General features: G+C 67.5%; 17 protein-coding genes and 2 tRNA genes. 9 read left to right on the top strand and 10 right to left on the bottom strand.

The window, feature by feature from the left end:
• Positions 1-158: 158 nt before the first annotated feature.
• A complete protein-coding gene (locus tag VUN84_02475) occupies positions 159-947 on the bottom strand; it encodes a VOC family protein (GenBank protein XAS64567.1) in 789 nt (262 codons plus the stop codon).
• A 589-nt stretch (positions 948-1,536) separates the two neighbouring features.
• A tRNA-Ser gene (locus tag VUN84_02480) sits at positions 1,537-1,624 on the bottom strand.
• A 171-nt stretch (positions 1,625-1,795) separates the two neighbouring features.
• Here VUN84_02480 and VUN84_02485 point away from each other — a divergent pair.
• From VUN84_02485 to VUN84_02515, 7 genes are all read left to right on the top strand, one after another.
• Positions 1,796-2,779, top strand: a complete 984-nt coding sequence (locus VUN84_02485) for an NAD(P)H-quinone oxidoreductase (GenBank protein XAS64568.1) — start codon at positions 1,796-1,798, stop codon at positions 2,777-2,779.
• 145 nt (positions 2,780-2,924) lie between these two features.
• Positions 2,925-3,461 carry a PadR family transcriptional regulator gene (locus tag VUN84_02490; GenBank protein XAS64569.1) on the top strand — a complete coding sequence of 179 codons (537 nt, stop codon included), beginning with the start codon at positions 2,925-2,927 and terminating at the stop codon, positions 3,459-3,461.
• Positions 3,462-3,596: 135 nt separating this feature from the next.
• Entirely contained in the window at positions 3,597-5,897 is a 2,301-nt protein-coding gene (locus VUN84_02495; GenBank protein XAS64570.1) for a carbon starvation CstA family protein, read from the top strand.
• A 14-nt stretch (positions 5,898-5,911) separates the two neighbouring features.
• On the top strand, positions 5,912-6,103 hold the full coding sequence (locus VUN84_02500) for a YbdD/YjiX family protein (GenBank protein ID XAS64571.1): 192 nt from the start codon (positions 5,912-5,914) through the stop codon (positions 6,101-6,103).
• A gap of 117 nt (positions 6,104-6,220) precedes the next feature.
• Positions 6,221-6,799 carry a bacterial proteasome activator family protein gene (locus VUN84_02505; GenBank protein XAS64572.1) on the top strand — a complete coding sequence of 193 codons (579 nt, stop codon included), beginning with the start codon at positions 6,221-6,223 and terminating at the stop codon, positions 6,797-6,799.
• A 7-nt stretch (positions 6,800-6,806) separates the two neighbouring features.
• The gene (locus tag VUN84_02510) at positions 6,807-7,262 is read left to right on the top strand and encodes a hypothetical protein (protein XAS64573.1); all 456 of its coding nucleotides are present in this window, start codon (positions 6,807-6,809) and stop codon (positions 7,260-7,262) included.
• A gap of 118 nt (positions 7,263-7,380) precedes the next feature.
• Complete coding sequence (locus VUN84_02515) at positions 7,381-8,226, top strand: aldo/keto reductase (protein XAS64574.1); 846 nt, start codon at positions 7,381-7,383, stop codon at positions 8,224-8,226.
• A gap of 177 nt (positions 8,227-8,403) precedes the next feature.
• Here the strand turns inward: VUN84_02515 and VUN84_02520 are convergent, their stop codons facing one another.
• Positions 8,404-8,583 (bottom strand): hypothetical protein, encoded by a 180-nt coding sequence (locus VUN84_02520; protein ID XAS64575.1) that lies wholly within the window; start codon positions 8,581-8,583, stop codon positions 8,404-8,406.
• A gap of 36 nt (positions 8,584-8,619) precedes the next feature.
• Positions 8,620-9,552, bottom strand: coding sequence for a hypothetical protein (locus VUN84_02525; GenBank protein ID XAS64576.1), 933 nt, complete (start codon positions 9,550-9,552; stop codon positions 8,620-8,622).
• A 72-nt stretch (positions 9,553-9,624) separates the two neighbouring features.
• Between VUN84_02525 and VUN84_02530 the strand changes: the two genes are divergently transcribed.
• Positions 9,625-10,098 carry a hypothetical protein gene (locus VUN84_02530; protein ID XAS64577.1) on the top strand — a complete coding sequence of 158 codons (474 nt, stop codon included), beginning with the start codon at positions 9,625-9,627 and terminating at the stop codon, positions 10,096-10,098.
• Between the two features lie 40 nt (positions 10,099-10,138).
• On the opposite strand, the gene VUN84_02535 is transcribed toward VUN84_02530, so the two are convergent.
• From VUN84_02535 to tmk, 6 genes are all read right to left on the bottom strand, one after another.
• Entirely contained in the window at positions 10,139-11,425 is a 1,287-nt protein-coding gene (locus VUN84_02535; GenBank protein XAS64578.1) for an MFS transporter, read from the bottom strand.
• A gap of 135 nt (positions 11,426-11,560) precedes the next feature.
• Positions 11,561-12,577, bottom strand: coding sequence for a glycoside hydrolase family 16 protein (locus VUN84_02540; GenBank protein XAS64579.1), 1,017 nt, complete (start codon positions 12,575-12,577; stop codon positions 11,561-11,563).
• A gap of 245 nt (positions 12,578-12,822) precedes the next feature.
• Positions 12,823-12,895 (bottom strand) — tRNA-Thr (locus VUN84_02545).
• Positions 12,896-12,989: 94 nt separating this feature from the next.
• Positions 12,990-14,570, bottom strand: coding sequence for an alpha/beta hydrolase (locus VUN84_02550; GenBank protein XAS64580.1), 1,581 nt, complete (start codon positions 14,568-14,570; stop codon positions 12,990-12,992).
• A gap of 56 nt (positions 14,571-14,626) precedes the next feature.
• Entirely contained in the window at positions 14,627-15,769 is a 1,143-nt protein-coding gene (locus VUN84_02555) for a DNA polymerase III subunit delta' (GenBank protein ID XAS64581.1), read from the bottom strand.
• Positions 15,766-16,422 (bottom strand): dTMP kinase, encoded by a 657-nt coding sequence (gene tmk, locus VUN84_02560; protein XAS64582.1) that lies wholly within the window; start codon positions 16,420-16,422, stop codon positions 15,766-15,768. The genes VUN84_02555 and tmk overlap by 4 nt, the downstream gene beginning before the upstream one ends.
• Before the next feature lie 88 nt (positions 16,423-16,510).
• Here tmk and VUN84_02565 point away from each other — a divergent pair, with 88 nt between their 5' ends.
• Positions 16,511-17,707 carry a PLP-dependent transferase gene (locus VUN84_02565; protein XAS64583.1) on the top strand — a complete coding sequence of 399 codons (1,197 nt, stop codon included), beginning with the start codon at positions 16,511-16,513 and terminating at the stop codon, positions 17,705-17,707.
• Positions 17,708-17,709 lie beyond the last annotated feature (2 nt).

The raw sequence follows: 17,709 nt of genomic DNA on the forward strand, positions 1-17,709 counted from the left end.
CCGGCTCAAACCGGGTTTACCGTGCCGGGCCCCATGCCCGGCCGGGCACTCCAAAAGAATACCGGCCGGTAGCCCCGGGGGAAGGGCCCGGCCGGTAATTTTTTTGCGCATTTTTTCCCAAGGCTGCCGGGGTTCCGGCGGCCTTGAGGGACGGTATATCAGGGGGCTTCCGGTACCGTCTCGGCGATGATTTTGAGCATGGCTCCAGTGGGGTCAACAAGGCTAGCAAGCCGCCCGTGCGGCGTATCAGCGGGGGCCTCGATCACCTGGCCACCCATGGCCACAGCCGCTTCGGTGGCGGCATCTGTGTCTTCCACGGCGAAGTAGACCTGCCAATGGGACGGTACCTCCGCAGGCAGGTAGCCGGCGGCGTCCATGATCCCGGCCTTCGCCGCCTCCCCGGCTCCCAGCATGGTGTAACGGAACTCAGGAGTGTCGCTCAGAACGGACGTGCCCCACCCGAACACGTCCTGGTAGAACTTCACGGCGGCGGCGTAATCCCTGGCGGAAAGTTCGTGCCACGCCGGGGCGCCGGGTTCCGCGGCGAGGCCGTAGCCCTTCATGGCGCCAGGTTGCCACAGCCCGATTGCCGCGCCGGTGGCGTCGCCGATCATCGCCATGGTGCCTTGGCCGGGCACGTCCATGGGCTCAAGGTAGACCTGTCCGCCGTGCTCGGCGGCGCTCTTGACAGCCGTCCGGGCGTCATCCGTGCGCAGGTAGGTGGACCATACGTCCGGGAACCCGGCCTGGCCCTCCTGCTTCTGCATAATGCCGGCGATCGGCTGGCCGTTCTTCAGTGCCGTGATGTATCCGCCATATTTCTCCTGGTCCCCGGTCTCAAACGTCCAGCCAAACAGTGTCCCGTAGAAGGCTTTAGCTCTTTCCGTGTCGGAGGTCATCAGGTCGATCCAGCACGGCGCTCCATTGGCGTGCTCAGGGGTTGGCATTGCGGGCTCCTTCGCTCTGCTGCGGCGGCCCGGCGGCTGACGGTCCGCACGGAGTGGGTTCTCGAGGAAACACCGGAAGCGTAGGCCGGAGCGGCCGCGGTTTCAAGGGGTCCGGGCCGCCGCACCCGCCGGCGCGTCCTTTTCGCGGCCATGAGCGAGCATGTGCGCTACCACTACCCCAGACCGCCCGCCTGACCCTTGGGGCATTCCTGGAATACGCCGCGCGTCAACGGCACTGTGGCTGGTCTTCGCTTGTTGCGGGCCTCTCTGGGGCATGTCCGCGTCGGGGGTGGTTCGCCCCCGGAAACCAGGCTCGGCCTGCTCTTCGAGCGTTCCGGCCTGCCGGCCTTTAAACCCAACTACGTGCTGTTGGACGAACAAGGCCGTCCACTGTGGATCGATCGGGCGTGCCCGCAATACCGGCTCGCGGTGGAGTACGACGGCGGTCATCACCTCACGCCCAGGCAGCAGCTCGCCGACGCTTTGCGAAACGAGCGCACGGCCGGCGCGGGCTGGAGACCGCTGGTCTGCTTTGCCCGCAAAAATGCCCCCGGTTCCGCGCTGAGCGCTGGCCCGGGGGCATTATTCGCGGAAGGTAAGAGATTCGAACTCTTGGTACGGGGTCACCGCACACTGGTTTTCAAGACCAGCTCCATCGGCCGCTCGGACAACCTTCCCTACCGAGTAGTGTTTCATAGGCAGTCGGCAGCGACAAAAACCGCGGCCGCGCCCGCGGACCGGGGTTCCTGCTTTCGCATACTGTGGAAGGAAGCGTTGCGGATTCCGGGTGCCACAGGCGCCCCCCTGCCGCAGGCTGCAACACGTTCGCTAGAAATCGGGAGTTCTCCATGAAGGCCGTCTACATCGCAAAGCCGGGCGGACCCGAGGTCCTGGAGGTCCGCGAGGTTCCGCCCCCGGTGCCCGGTCCCGGTGAAGTGCTGATCGACGTCGTCGCCGCCGGCCTCAACCGCGCCGACGTCCAGCAGCGGAAGGGATACTACCCGCCCCCGCCCGGCGCTTCGGAGGTTCCCGGGCTGGAAGTCTCCGGCCGGATCGCCGGCTTTGGCCCCAATGTCAGCAAGCCCTTCTCCGTGGGTGACAAAGTGGTGGCCCTGCTGGCCGGCGGCGGCTACGCCCAGCAGGTGGCCGTTGCTGCGGGTCAGGTCCTGAGGATTCCCGACGGCGTGGACCTCGTCACGGCAGCATCGCTGCCGGAAGTGGCGGCGACGGTGTACTCCAACCTGATCATGACGGCGCAGCTGCAGCCGGGGGAGACGGTCCTGATTCACGGGGCCACCGGCGGCATCGGCACCATGGCCATCCAGCTGGCCAAGGCCTACGGTGCCACGGTGGCCACCACGGCGGGCACCGTGGAGAAGGTCAGCACCGCCAAGGCGTTCCTCGGCGCGGACATTGCGATCAATTACGTCGAGGAAGACTTCCCGGAAAGCCTGCGCGCACAGAACGGGGGTAAGGGCGCCGACGTCATTCTCGACGTCGTCGGCGCCAAATACCTGGCGCAGAACGTGGACGCCCTGGCAGTCTATGGGCGCCTCGTGGTGATCGGGTTGCAGGGCGGCGCCACAGGTGAGCTGGACCTCGGCAAACTCCTGGCCAAGCGCGCGGCGATCATTGCCACTGCCTTGCGCCCGCGGCCCGTGGAGGAGAAGGCCGTAATCATGGACGCCGTCCGGGACGCAGTCTGGCCGATGCTGGCAGACGGCCGGATCCGCCCGCTCGTGGCCAAAACGTTTCCGCTGGACCAGGTCGCGGCCGCGCACACCTACTTCGATTCAGGGGACCACGTGGGCAAGGTCTTGCTGGTCCTGTAGTCCGCCCGGCGGCGTCGGCGTCGTCCATCGGCGGCATACCGAAATTACCCGGCGATGGAGAACGACGGTAGTGTCATTACATACGCCGTATACACGCGTCTTGGGGCGCGTGTATGCTGGCGTTCCGCCACCCTCCGGGAGCAGCATGTCCATCCGTCACAGCCTTCTGGCCCTCCTGCAGGACCGGCCGCGCTACGGCTACCAGCTCAGGCTCGAATTCGAAGACCGTACCGGATCCTCCTGGCCACTGAACATCGGGCAGGTCTACACCACGCTCGACCGCCTTGAACGCGACGGGCTGGTCAGCAAGGACGGTGCGGACGGCGAGGGCCACGTGATCTACAGCATCACGTCCGCCGGCCGGGAAGAAGTCGGCACCTGGTTCGGCTCCCCGGTGCCGCGGGCCAGCCCGCCGCGCAATGAACTGGCCATCAAACTTGCCCTGGGGCTGACGCTGCCCGGCGTGAACGTCGGCGCCGCGATCCACGTCCAGCGTGCCGTGTCCATCCGGGCCCTGCAGGAGTACACCAAGGCCCGCCGTGACATGGCGTCCCAGCAGCACCCGACTGACACCGCCCGGCTTTTGGTGCTGGATTCACTGATTTTTCAAACCGAGGCCGAGGTGCGCTGGCTGGACCTTTGCGAGGCACGGCTCATGCAGTTGACCGGTCCGCCCGCCTGAATTTCCCGCGCCGTTCGTCGCCACTTCCAGGCCGCCCGGCGCAAGGCCATACCCAGGCCTCGCCGTGCTTGGTAGGGTGCCTTGGGGCACTTCTGTTCGTGGACTTGCCCCGCTGGGGTTTCTCAAGGAGGAGACATGGGCACAATGCCGGATAGCACGCCAAAGAATGTACTGGTCGACGACGGCATCACGCCGGACCCGGCCCTTCCGCCCACCGCGGTGGATGCGACGGTGCTCGACACCGAGGACCGCAAATGGACGCCCGCGAAAATTGCGCTCTGGGCGGCGATTTCCCTGCTGGGTGCCGTTGCCTGGTTCATGCTGGCAATCGTCCGCGGCGAAACGGTCAACGCCATCTGGTTCGTGTTCGCCGCGGTGTGCACTTACCTGATCGGCTACCGCTTCTACTCGAAGGTCATCGAGCGGTATTTACTCAAGCCCAATGACCGCCGGGCCACGCCCGCGGAGTACAAAGCCGACGGCAAGGACTATGTCCGCACGGACCGCAACGTCCTGTTCGGCCACCACTTCGCCGCCATCGCCGGCGCCGGGCCCCTCGTCGGCCCGATCCTCGCCGCCCAGATGGGTTACCTCCCGGGCACCATCTGGATCATCTTCGGCGTCGTGTTCGCCGGCGCCGTCCAGGACTACGTGGTCCTGTTCTTCTCCATGCGCCGCGGCGGACGGTCCTTGGGCCAGATGGCCCGGGAGGAACTCGGCGTCATCGGCGGCACCGCCGCGCTGATCGCCACCCTGCTGATCATGGTGATCATCGTCGCCATCCTGGCCCTCGTCGTCGTCAACGCCCTGGCCGAGAGCCCGTGGGGCGTCTTCTCCGTCGGCATGACCATCCCGATCGCCCTCTTCATGGGCATCTACCTGCGCTTCCTCCGCCCCGGCAAGATCCTGGAAGTCTCCCTGATCGGCTTCGTGCTGCTGATGGCGGCCATCATTGGCGGCGGTGCCGTCGCCGCCACCGAGTGGGGCGACGCCTTCTTCACCCTGGATAAGGTCACCATCGCCTGGGCCCTCATCGTCTACGGGTTCATCGCCGCCATCCTGCCGGTCTGGCTGCTGTTGGCTCCGCGTGATTACCTCTCCACCTTCATGAAGATCGGCGTCATCGTGATGCTCGCCCTCGCCGTGATCGTGGTCCGGCCGGAAATCTCCGTCCCGGCCTTCAGCGAATTCGCCAGCCGCGACAACGGTCCGGTCTTCCCGGGTGCCGTGTTCCCGTTCCTCTTCGTCACCATCGCCTGCGGTGCACTGTCCGGGTTCCACGCCCTGATCGCCTCCGGCACGACCCCGAAGCTGATCGAAAAGGAACGCCAGTCCCGCTACATCGGCTACGGCGGAATGCTGATGGAGTCCTTCGTGGCCATCATGGCCCTCGTGGCAGCGATCTCCATCGACCGCGGGCTTTACTTCGCCATGAACGCTCCGGCCGCCCTCACCGGCACCACGGTCGAAACGGCGGCCGCCTGGGTCAACAGCCTGGGACTGTCCGGCGTCAACATCAGCCCGAGCCTGCTGTCCGAGACGGCCGCGAACGTCGGCGAAAACACTGTCGTGTCCCGCACCGGCGGGGCGCCCACCCTCGCCGTCGGTCTCGCCCACATCATGCAGCAATTCATCGGCGGCACAGCCTTGATGGGCTTCTGGTACCACTTCGCCATCATGTTCGAGGCCCTGTTTATCCTGACCGCGGTCGACGCCGGCACCCGGGTGGCGCGCTTCATGCTGCAGGACTCGATCGGGAACTTCATCCCGAAGTTCAAAGAGCACTCCTGGCGTCCCGGCGCCTGGCTCGCCACCGCCGTGATGGTCGCGGCCTGGGGGGCCGTGCTGATCATGGGCGTCACGGACCCGCTGGGCGGCATCAATACGCTGTTCCCGTTGTTCGGCATCGCCAACCAGCTGCTCGCCGCCATCGCCCTTTCCGTCTGCCTTGCGATCGCGGCCAAGAAGGGATCCTTCAAGTACCTCTGGATCATCGCCCTGCCGATGGCGTTCGCGGCCGTCGTCACCATCACGGCCAGCTACCAGAAGATCTTCTCGTCCACTCCGGCGGTCGGCTACTTCGCCAACAACGCGGCCTTCTCCAAGGCGCTCGCGGACGGCAAGACCTCCTTCGGCACAGCCAAGACCGTCCCGGCCATGGAGGCAGTGATCCGCAATACCGCCATCCAGGGCTGGCTCTCGGTGATCTTCGTGGTGCTCAGCATCATCGTCATCGCCGCATCACTCATCGCCACGTACAAGGCGTTCCGCAACGTCAAGGCCGGAGTAGTCAACAGCGACAATGAGGATCCTGCCCTGCCGTCCCGCGTCTTCGCTCCGGCCGGACCGATCCCCACCGCGGCAGAGCGTGAGCTCAAGTCAACGTGGGACCAGCTGCCGGCGGAGAAGCGGACCGCCAAGGCCGCCCACCACTGATGCGCGGGGCTCCGATGAATGCCGTCCTGGCGGGCTTCCGGGGATTCGCCCGGTACCTGGGTGGGGTGATGGGCGAGGATGCGTACGCAAAGTACCTGGCCCACCACGCCGACGCCGGGCACGGTTCCGCGCCGATGACTGAAAAGGAGTTCTGGCGGGACCAGACGGACCGCCAGGAAGCCAATCCGCAGGGCAGGTGCTGCTGATCAGTTCAAGCTGATTGGCGAGGCCTTTACCGGAGGGCGCCGCGGGGTACGAAAGTGCCCGGCGGCGCCCTCCGCGGTGTGCGGCCGATGGCTCGGGGCACGTGAGAGTATGAACCCATGAGCGATCCGCACCCAACTGACCCCGACGGCGGTGTTCCCCTGGAAGGCACTGCGCGGCCCAGGTCCGGCCAGCTCCAGGACCTCGTGGACCAGCCTGCGAAGGTCATGCGGATCGGGACCATGATGAAGCAGCTCCTTGATGAAGTTAAGACAGCCCCGCTCGACGACGCAGCGCGCATCCGGCTGGCGGAGATCCACGAACGCTCCATCAAGGAACTCGAGGACGGTCTCGCGCCGGAACTGGTTGAGGAGCTGGAACGGATCACCCTTCCCTTTCCTGCAGACGGCACCCCGTCGGACGCGGAACTGCGGATCGCCCAGGCCCAGCTGGTCGGTTGGCTGGAAGGCCTCTTCCACGGCATCCAGACTGCCCTCGCGGCCCAGCATGCCTCCCGGGAGCACGCCGCGGCCCAGGCGCAGCTCCGCCAGCTGCCACCCGGAACGGTGATCGCCCCCGGGGTGATTATCGGAGAGAACGGCGAGCCGCAACGCGCCGAAGCGCCCAGGCCCGGCGCGAAGACGCCGCGGTCTCCCGCCCTCGCGGACCCGGACCACGGTCCCGGCCAGTACCTTTAGGGCGCTTGTGGGATTCTTCAGCGCTGCCCGCCAGGGCCGCAAAGACGACGTTGAGCTCGGCAAGGGTCTCTGGCGGCGCGCCCACGACCGCTTCATCCGGGGCCTCGACCGCTACCACCAGATTCTCGAGGGAGTGGAGGACGAGGCACTCTATGTTGACCTCCTGGCCATTGCCGATGATCTCTCCGCCCTCTCGGGCCGGGTCCGGGACATCTGCGTGGAGGCCCAGCGGCGATCGCCCAGCGACGGCCTCGATATCCCGGGACGCCTGGCCGGAGTCCACCGGGCCCTGTCCACGGCCGGGAACTCCCTGGCGACGACGGCCGAGGCAGCAGCTATGCTCCGACTCGCGCTCCCCCCGGCTCCGGCGGGGGCGGAATCGGTGCGGCGCCGTGCCCAGACCGTGGCGGAGCACGTCAACGACGCGGAGCGCCGGCTCGCCGAGACCGGTGTCAATGACTAATCTGCTGCGGCCAGGGGCCTCGGTGTCCAGGGGCGGGGCTAAAATTCCCGGTTAAGCGCCTAGCTTAGCTGCGCCGTTTGCACTGGCGGTATGCCGGAGCGGTTGCAAGGATAGTTAGATGACTTTTTCACCGGTACTGACTTTCAATGACGGCAACACCATCCCCCAGCTGGGCTACGGAGTGTGGCAGGTCGAAGACGACGTCGCCGAAAAGGTGGTTGTCCAGGCTTTTGAGGCCGGATACCGCCACATCGACACCGCCAAGATCTACGGCAACGAAGCCGGGGTGGGCCGGGCGATCAAGCGCTCCGGGCTCAAGCCTGAAGAAATCTTCATCACCACCAAACTGTGGAACGCGGACCAGGGCTACGAGTCCACGCTGAAGGCGTTTGACGAATCCATGGAGCGCCTGGGCCTGGAGACCCTGGATCTGTACCTGATCCACTGGATGCAGCCGAAGCAGGACAAATACGTGGACACCTGGAAGGCCCTGATCGAGCTGCAGAAGCAGGGACGGGTCAAGACCATCGGCGTCTCCAACTTCACCAAGGAAGGACTGCAACGCCTGATCGATGAGACCGGCGTGGTCCCGGCCATCAACCAAGTGGAACTGCACCCCTTCTTCAACCAGGCTGACCTGCGCGAGTTCAACGCCTCCAAGGGCATCCTCACCCAGGCCTGGTCCCCACTGGGGCAGGGTGGCGAGCTGCTGGAAAGCGCTGTCATCGGCCAGGTCGCGGCCAAGCACAACGCCACCCCGGCGCAGGTGGTCATCGCCTGGCACCTGGCCGTCGGCAACGTGGTCATCCCCAAGTCCGTGACTGAATCACGCATCCGCGAGAACTACGCCGCGCTGGGTGTCAGCCTGGACGAGACCGACGTGCAGGCCATCAACGGCCTTGACAACTCAGCGGAAGGTGCCGGCCGCATCGGCGCGGACCCGGCAGTCTCCGACTTCGCCTAGGCCACCCCGGCTGGACCGCCGCGCCTGCCCGGTCCAACGGCCGGCGGAGCAGGCATAGACCGCGACTGGGCCTTCACCCGACATGGGTGGGGGCCCAGTCTGCTGCCCACTGACCGTCATCAGGCCGACCGGTCCAAAGTTGACTGTCGCAAGGTGTGACGGTCAAAAGAGTCCGGGCTAGGCAGCCTTGCGGTCTTCCTTCACTGGCACCGGGTCCACAATGGCCCAACCGTGCTCCTCCGCGGTTTGGCGGCTGGCGAAGCGCTCAGCCGCGGCCAGGTCATCGAACGTCTCAGTGCGGATGCGGCCGCAGTCGGTGTCCAGATACGTGACTTCGAAGTACTGGGTGGTTTCCATACTTCAAGTGTGCCGCCGGGCTCTGACACTCTGAGGTCAGCACCCCGGCGTGTTGCCAAGCCGCAGCACGCGCTCCCGCGCCAGGTCCTCGGCGCGGCTGGTTTTGTCGGCGGCCCGCGCGGTCTGCTGCGCCCGCGCGCCAGCCAGTTCCCGCCTCTTCCGGGCCGTTTTGAGTTCCTGCTCACAGCGGGCCAGCTGTTCGCGCAGATTCCGCACCGTTTCGGAGAGTTCCGTGGCCAGGGCGGTGGACTCGGCCAGCTCCTCCTGCTGCTGCCGTGCTTCCTCCGCCGCTGCCCGGGCGGCGCTCTCGGCGTCTGCGAGAGCTGCACGTGCCCGCTCCGAGGCGGAGGGCGGGACTTTGCGCGGTTCCTGCCGTACTGCGCGCAGCCGGGGTTGCTCTGCTGTACCGCCGGCATCCGGCCGGCGCGCCGGTGCCGGCGCAGGGCCGCCCGCACCGGCCACGGCCACGGCACCGGAAAGATCCACCACGTCAACGCCGTCGGCAGACAGTCCCCGGAGCAGGCGGCCGGACTGTACGGCCGCCGCGGCGCCCTCATCCGCCGTCGCTGCACGCAGTGTCGCTTCCACCTCCGTGGCGATGGCAGCGCTGATTTTCCGCCCTTGCTGTGCCGCCGCAGCCGCAGCTGCGCGGACCGCTTCGCCCAGGAGCTGGCGGCGTTCCTGCCCCAGCCGGCGCAGTTGCGCAGCGTCGAGGGAAGCCTGCGCGTCGCGCATCGACCTGCCGAGTTCGACGACGTCCCGGAGGGTCTCCGGCTGCCGGGCGGCGAGCATGTTCACAGTCCACGCCGCCACGGATGGTTTGGGCAGCGACCGTACTTCTGCGGCGAGAGAGGGCTGGTCCTTCGCGGCAGCGGCCTCCTTGACGGCAGCCGTCCTGGCGGGGATGAAGTCATCGAACGGGAGGGCGTAGAGCCGTGCCGCAACGTCCGCCAGCGTTTGCTCTCCCATGCAAGAATCATAGAAGCCCGGCGCGGCCAAGCTGCCGCCACAGGGCGGTTCGCACGCAGAAAAAGGGCACTCATGATCGAAATAGCGGGTCTACCGGCCCACATCCTGCTCGTCCACGCCGTCGTGGTCCTGGCACCCATCGCTGGCCTCGGTGCGATCGTCTACGCCGCGGCGCCACGCTGGCGGCGCTACCTGGCCTGGCCGCTGGGGGTGCTTTCGCTGCTCCTCGTTCCGGTTTCCCTGCTGACCGCTGAGGCCGGGGAACAGCTGGAGAAGGCCCGTCCGGCATCGGCCCTGGTCCGGGAGCATGCGGAACAAGGTGGCGTGCTGAAGGCCGCCTCGGTGGTGTTTTTCGCTGTCATCGCGGTGGCGCTGGTGGTGAGCTATGAGCCCATCGGCCGGCGCTTCGCGTTCCTGGGCCGGCTCCGGACCCACCCCGCAATCCGGGTGGCCGTGCTGGTCCTCGCAGCGGTGGCGGGTGCCGTCTTCATCTACCAGAGCATCATCACCGGCCACTCGGGCGCTGCGTCCGTCTGGGCCCGTTGACCGGGAGTTAAGTTGGCCCGCAGAGGTGTGCCCGGGTCCGCTACGGTTTCTCGGTCCTGCGAACCGCCACCACTAGCACCGCGAACGCCAGCACCTGCAGCAACACCACCGCCGGGATCAGCAGTTCACGTGCGTCATAGAGGGACCCGTACAGAGCCCCGCCCGCCAGCGCTCCGGCGCCCTCAAAGGCCGCGAAAACGCCGTACGCCGTGCCTTGCCGCAGTTCCGGCACCAGATCCGCGATCAACGCCTTGACGGTGGAATCCTGGATGCCTGTGGCGGCACCCCAGACGAGGACGCCGGCCAACGCCAGTCCACCCGCCGGCGATAAGGCCAGCACGGGGACAGCCGCAATCAGCGGAGGCAGTGCCAGGAGCACCCAGGCGCCCGACCGGTCGTAGAGGACGCCGGTGGCAAGGGCACCCAGCGCCGCCGCCGCCATGGCGCCCGCGTACAGCAGCGGTACGGCCGCGACCGGTACGGCCGCCGCGGTGGTGAGATGAAAAGAAATGACGCCGAAAGCTACCAGCCCGGCGCTCCACAAGAAGGCAGCGACGGCGAACAGCGCAAAGGCCCCGGTGAGCAGCGGCGGAGGATGCCCGGTAACGCCCGGAGGGCCTGCGCCCGCGGGGGCAGAGCCTGTGCCGGGAACGAAGCCGGCGGCCGCTGCTCCGGGCGGAGGGGGTCCGCCCGGTTCCGCGATGCGGCGGCGCAGCCAGGTCAGCAGGACCATGGCAGCCGCTGCCGGAACTGCCAGGACCGCGAAGGCCGCCGTCAGATTTCCGCTGACCGCAAGTACCGCGGCCACCAGGACGGGCCCAAGCAGGGCGCCGGCGAGGTCGAGGGACTTGTGGACAGCGAAGCCGCGGCCCCTGCCCACCGGGCTGGCGACCCTGGCCAGCAGCACCGTCTTGGCCGGACTGCGGACGGCCTTGCCGACGCGGTCCCCGATAATCAGTACAGACGCCACCAGCAATCCGGCTGCCCCGGCCAGGGGTGCGACGGCGAGCAGGGGCACGCAGACCGCCGTGAGCCCGTATCCGGTGATCGTGAACGTCCAGTAGCGGCGGGTGCGGTCCGCCCAGGGGCCAAACAACAACCGGAGTCCCTGCGCTGCGGCCTCCGCCGCGCCGGTCACGAGTCCGACGAGCAGTGCAGAGGCGCCGAGTTGGGCGAGCAGGGGTCCAGCCAAGGGCCGGGCGCCGTCGGAAACGGCATCGGCAGCCAGGCTGACAAGCCCAAACCCGATCACCGGCCCCCAACCAACGCGTCCCGTCCCGCCCGGTACAGGCTGGCTGGCCGCCGTCGTCCGACCCCGCCGTTCCATGAGCCCATGGTTCACCGGGACCAGGGCAAAGACAAGGGCCCGCAGCACCAGCCCGTGAACCCACCAGCCCGGGCAGCAAAAAGGACCCCACCCGGCGTGTGCCGGATGGGGTCCTCGGGCAGGACCCGTTGCCTGTTACCGCCAGGCCCGGACGTAGTCGACCTTCATTTCGGAGGCCGCTCCGTAGGCAGTGCTGGTACTCGCTTTGCCTACGTTCAGCACCAGGTACTGGGAGGCATTGCCGTCGTCGGTGGCGAAGGACTTGACCTTGACGCCGTCGACATAGACCTCGGAGACGTTGCCCTTACGCCACAGTCCGTAGGTGTGGTACGCGTTGCCCCAGCTGCCGGCAATGGTTCCTTGATTGTGGGTTCCGGACGCCGAGTGGTAATTGGACGTCAACTTTCCCTTGAGCACCTCAGCGATGTCGTTCTCACCGTTGGCCGGCCAGGACTGTCCGGTGGTCCACCATGCCGGCCAGTTGTGCAGGACGGTTCCATTGCCGGGGAAGGAGATGCGGGCCTCGGTGTAGCCGGTCCGGAATTCGTAACCGGTGGTGGCGGCGTCCTTCGGGTTTGAGGACACGAGGGCGCCGGTGCCGGCGTCCGAGAGCTTGAGCGAGAGGTTGCCGCCGCCGACCGAAACGTTGGCCGGGCTGGTCTTGACCTTGTTCATGGTGCCGCCGCCGAACCAGGAACTTGACCACTTGGTGGTGTCGAGCTTGGTTCCGTTGAAGTCGTCACTGAAGGTCGGCGACCAGGCACCGGGTACACCCAACGGTTTCAGGGACGAGACGGATGCGGCCGGCACGATCGCGGCGGCGGGTGCGGCGGCGGGTGCGGCGGCGGGTGCGGCCGCGGCTGCTGCTGCGGGGACGGGAACGGGGGCAGGCGCCGCCGCGGGGGCGGGGGCTGCTGCCGGGGCGGCTGCCACCGCGGCGGCCGGGACAGCCACCGCCGCCGGCGCGGGTGCCGGCTGGAATGTGCAGGGCGGCACGCCGTCGCTGACTCTCAGCGAGCAGGTGTACGTGCCTGCGGGGGCTGAGGGCGCCGCAGGCGCTGCCCCGGGTGCCGCCACGGCGCCGAGGGACGCTGTGAGGGACAGTACGGCTGCCGCGGCCGCACCGGTAAACAAGGTCGTGCTTATCTTCATTACTCTCCTGGAGCTCACGCTCTGTTGGTGGCGCTGTTCCACGCAGCGCTGAGGGCGCGCGCGAAACAGGAGACGCCGATTCATAGCGGCACCGAGGGTGTTCACCGGCGCACCAGACGGCTGGCCGGGTAATCCATCCAGGCAGCGACGTGCCGTCCCGGACGCCTTAAGGGCAGGCGTCACCCACAACGGGGCAAAAAAGATCGGCCCCGGCGACTGTGCCGGGGCCGTTAGATGGAGACCAGAGCTTCCTGCCAGAATCGAACTGGCGACCTTCTCATTACGAGTGAGACGCTCTACCAACTGAGCTAAGGAAGCAACCGCCTGACGCGTCCGGGTGACCCGGAGGCATCATGCCAGAGATAACTGTAATAGAGTCTTCCGGCCCGGGTCAAAGTGAGTGGTCAACGCCTCAGCAGACGGTGTTGTCGGCAGGGGCCGCGCCGTCCAGCAGGTAGCCGTCCACGGCGTTGCCGATGCAGTCATTGGACCGGCCGTAAGCTGTATGGCCCTCGCCCTTCCATGTCAGCAAAGTGGCTGTTCCGAGCTGCTTGCGCAGCGCACTGGCCCATTCCACCGGGGTTGCCGGGTCTCCGGTGGTGCCGACCACGACGATGGTGGCCGGACCCGTGTAATCCACGGGTGCCGGGGTCCGGAGGTTCCGGTAAAGCCAGTCCTTGCAGTTGACGCCGCCATAAGCGAAGTAGTAGCCGAGCGTGGGGGAGAGCTCACGCAAATTCTGTTCCTCCGCGCGCATGCTCGCGGTGTCCGAGGACATCGGGTAGTCGAGGCAGTTGATGGCGCTGAAGGCGAACGTCGAGTTCGAGGAGTAGGTGCCGTCCGGTTCCCGGTCCGCTCCGAAGTCCGAGAGCCGGAGCATCGGCGCCACATCCCCTTTCATCGCGCTGCCCAGGGCCTGTGTCAACGCGGGCCAGTTGTCATCATTGTAGAAGGGCAGGATGAAGCCGCTGACGAACATGGAGGCGTTGACTGTCCGGCCGTCCTTGGCGGTCCTCGGTTCCGCCTCAACGGCGCTGATGATGTCCCGGATCTGGCCGATGCCGTCATCCACGGTGCCGCTCAGCGGGCATCCGGTGTTGGCGAGGCAGTCCGTCACGTAGGCCCGGATGGCTTTCTCGAAAGCCTTGGCCTGGCCGCTGGTCAGCTCCTCGTAGCTGAGGGAGGGATCCATTGCGCCGTCGAGGACCATGCGGCCAACGTTGTCCGGGAACAACGAGGCGTAGGTGGAGCCGAGGAAGGTCCCGTAGGAGTAGCCCAGGTAGTTCAGCTTGCTGTCATTGAGCACACCGCGCAGGATGTCAAGGTCCTTGGCGGCACTGACAGTATCGACGTGGCCAAGCACCGGGCCGGTCTTCTCCACACACTTGGCGGCGATGGCTTTGTTGTCGGCCAGGGCTTCGGCAAGCCCGGCGTCGGTCGTGAGGTCGTAGGTCTTGGCGCGGGAGGCATCACGCTCCTGATCGGTCAGGCACGTCACCGGGGCGGAGCGTTTGACGCCGCGCGGATCGAAACCGACGATGTCGTAGCTGGCGCGCACCTTCTGGGAAATATTGGTGGACCCGGCATCCCGCACGAAGTCATAGCCGGAGCCGCCCGGGCCGCCGGGGTTAACCAGCAGGCTGCCCAGCTTGTCCTTGCTCTTCGTCGGGAGCTTCAGGGCCGCGATTTCAATGGTTCCGCCGTCGGGCTTGCTGTAGTCCAGCGGCACCGTGACCTTGGCGCATTGAAAGTCGCCTTCGCAGCGGGTCCAGTCGAGCGTCTGGGAGTAGAAGCTGCGCAAATTATCCGGCGCGGCTGCAGCGATCGACGGGTCAGCTGTTTTCTGCGCTTCGCCCGCGCCCCCTCCGCCTGAACCGAACAAAGTGCAGGAGGACAGGACGAGGGCCATCACCAGGCCGAGCGCCAGTGCGGCAGCTCCCCGCAGCCTGACCCCCCGGGGTCGGTTCGAGGCGGGCCGGAATGGTGGGCTCATGCGGTTCTCCTTGGAAATGGGACGGTGCTGATCCGGACGGGTAGGGCGGTCAGGCCTCAGATGAGGCTGGCGGCCATGGACTCGATGGTCAAAAGCGGGGCCACGTTCGACGTCGTGATCCGGGTGCGGGCCTTGTTGATGGCGTCCATGCGGGCCAGCGTGGTTTCGGCGGAGGAGCGCGAGGCGAATTCCGTGAGTTCGCTCCGAAGTTCACTGTTGACCAGTTCCACGGCGTTCCCCATCTGAATGATCAGCACATCCCGGTAGAAAGACAACAGATCAGTCAGCGTACGGTCCAGGGAGTCCGTCACCGAGCGCTTGGCGCGCCGCTTCTGGTCGTCCTCAAGCTGTTTGACCTGGCCGCGCATGGCCGGCGGAAGGGTCCCGCTTTCCGGGGCTCCGAGGGTGGCGAGCAGGGCGGCCTTTTCCGCCGCGTCGCGCTCGTCATTGGAGCTGTTGGCTTCCTCGGTGGCGATCTTGACAAGCTTGTCCGCCATGAGCACCGCGGCGGTGACCCCCCGCAGGTCCAAAGGGAACCGCACCGTCTCCAGCCGCCGTTTCCGCGCGTCGGGATCCCGGGCCAGCCGGCGGGCGATGCCCACGTGGCTTTGTGCCGCCCGGGCTGCCCGCTCGGCGACCGCAGGGTCGACGCCGTCGCGCTTGACGAGCAGGGCAGCGACGTCGGCCGCGGGTGGAAGCCGAAGGGCAACGGACCGGCAGCGGGAGCGGATGGTGACTAGAACGTCGGCCGGGGAAGGGGCGCACAGCATCCAGATGGTGCGGGGAGTGGGCTCCTCGATGGCCTTGAGCAGCACATTGGTGGTGCGTTCGGCCATCCGGTCCGCGTCCTCGACGACGATGATGCGCCAGCGCGCCGAGGAGGGCCGGTTTCCCGCCGTGGAGACCAGTTCCCGGGCCTCGTCAATGGTGATGGTGACCTTCTCGGTGCGCACAAAGGCCACATCAGAGTGCGTCTCACCAAGGATCGTCAGGCAGGCTGCGCATTCGCCGCAGCCGCGGCGGCTGAGGTCGTCCTGGTCGCAGTTCAGGGCGGCCGCAAACGCCTTCGCCGCGTTGGACCGGCCGGAACCCGGCGGGCCGGTAAAAAGCCAGGCGTGGGTCAGGCCTTCACCCTGCGCGGCCTGGCGCAACTGCGCCACGACGGCGGGTTGGCCCTGGAGGTCGTCCCAGACGCTCATGCGTCCACGCCGCGGGGAAGGGGCAGGAGGGATCCGACCCTGTCCAGGATCCGGGCAGCCAGCTGGTCAACGGGCAGGCCGGCGGGGAGAACAAGGTAGCGTTCGGGCCGGGCCGAGGCGAGATCGAGGAAGGCGTTCCGGATCGTGGCGTGGAACTCGTCGGCCTCGGATTCGAGCCGGTCCTCGGCCGCGTCGCCGGCGGTGCGCCGGCGGCGTCCCACCGCGGGTTCGACGTCGAGCAGCACCGTGAGATCCGGTTGCAGGCCCGAGGTGGCCCACTCGTTGAGGTCGCGGACGGATGCGGTGCCAAGGCGCCGGCCCGCGCCCTGGTAGGCAACCGAGGAATCAATGTAGCGGTCGGTGAGGACGATCTCGCCGCGTGCCAGAGCCGGGCGGATGACCTGGGCCGCGTGGGCGGCGCGGGAGGCGGCGAAAATCAAGGCTTCGGTATGCGCGTCGATATGGCCGTGGCCGTGGTCCAGGACCAGGGAACGCAGTTTCTCCCCGATCGGGGTGCCGCCCGGCTCGCGGGTCCGCAGCACCTGAAGGCCGCGGGATTCGAGGGCCCCGGCCAGCTCCGCTGCCTGCGTGGACTTGCCGGCGCCGTCGCCGCCTTCGAAGGCGATAAAAAGTCCGGGGTTCTGGGTAGTCACTGTTCTAGCGTACCGACTATCGCCGGCAGCGACGCGTCCCGGCGTCGTACTTTGGCGGCTCCGCAGCGCATCGAAGTACCCTGTGACCATGAGTCTTACCGAAGAACAGGCGGCGGCGCTGTCCGCCGAAACGGTCGTTGTGGCGGCCGGCCGGCCATCACGGGAACGCGATGAACCGGTGAACCCTCCGATTGTGCTCTCCTCGACGTATTTCGGCACGGGGCCGCTGGGCGACGGCGACCGCGGCTACGGACGCTACTCCAACCCCACCTGGGACCCCTTTGAGGAAGCCCTCGGCCAGCTCGAAGGTGCCGACCTCCCCGGCCTGCTCTACGCCTCCGGCCTGGCCGCCGTCAGCTCAGCCTTGTCGCTGGTGCCGGCCGGCGGGGTGCTGGTCATGCCGTCCCATAGTTACGCCGGATCCCTGGTCATGGCCACCGAACTCGCCGGGAAGGGCTTCCTGGAACTGCGCACCGTGGACATCACCGACACCGACGCCGTCCTGGCGCAGCTCGCACCGGCGGACGGGCGGCCCGCCAGCATGCTCTGGCTGGAGAGCCCCACCAACCCGATGCTCGGTGTCGCGGACATCCGGGCCCTGACGGCCGCCGCGCATGCCGCGGGCGCCATGGTGGTCACCGACAACACCTTCTCCACCCCCCTTGTGCAGCAGCCGCTGGCCCTGGGATCGGACGTCGTCCTGCATTCGGTGACGAAATACCTCTCCGGCCACTCCGACGTCGTGCTGGGGGCGCTCGTGACCTCCGACGCCGGCCTGCGCGCCACGCTGCTGCACCACCGCACCATCCACGGCGGGATCGCCGGGCCCTTCGAGGCGTGGCTGGCGCTGCGCGGACTGCGCACCCTGGCGCTGCGGGTGGAGCGCTCGCAGGCTTCGGCAGCGGTCCTCGCGGAACGGCTCAGCACGCACCCCCGGGTCGGCGGCATCCGGTTCCCGGGCCTTCCCACGGATCCCGGCCACGGACGGGCCAGGAGCCAGATGAAGGGCTTCGGTTCGGTGCTGTGCCTTGAAATGGCTCCCGTGGAGGGGGCCGCCGGCCGCCTCAGCGGCGCCGATGCCGCGGACCGGATGATCAGGGCCCTGAAGCTGTGGCTGCCGGCCACTTCCTTGGGCGGCGTGGAGTCGCTGATCGAACGGCGGCGCCGGCACACAGCCGAGCCGGCCAGCGTGCCGGAGAACCTGGTCCGGTTGAGCGTGGGAATCGAAAACGTCGAGGACCTGTGGGCCGATTTGGAACAGGCCCTCGCCGGCTTGGGCGGCTAGGC

The organism is Micrococcaceae bacterium Sec5.8 (genome assembly GCA_039636775.1).
Classification (GTDB): domain Bacteria; phylum Actinomycetota; class Actinomycetes; order Actinomycetales; family Micrococcaceae; genus Arthrobacter.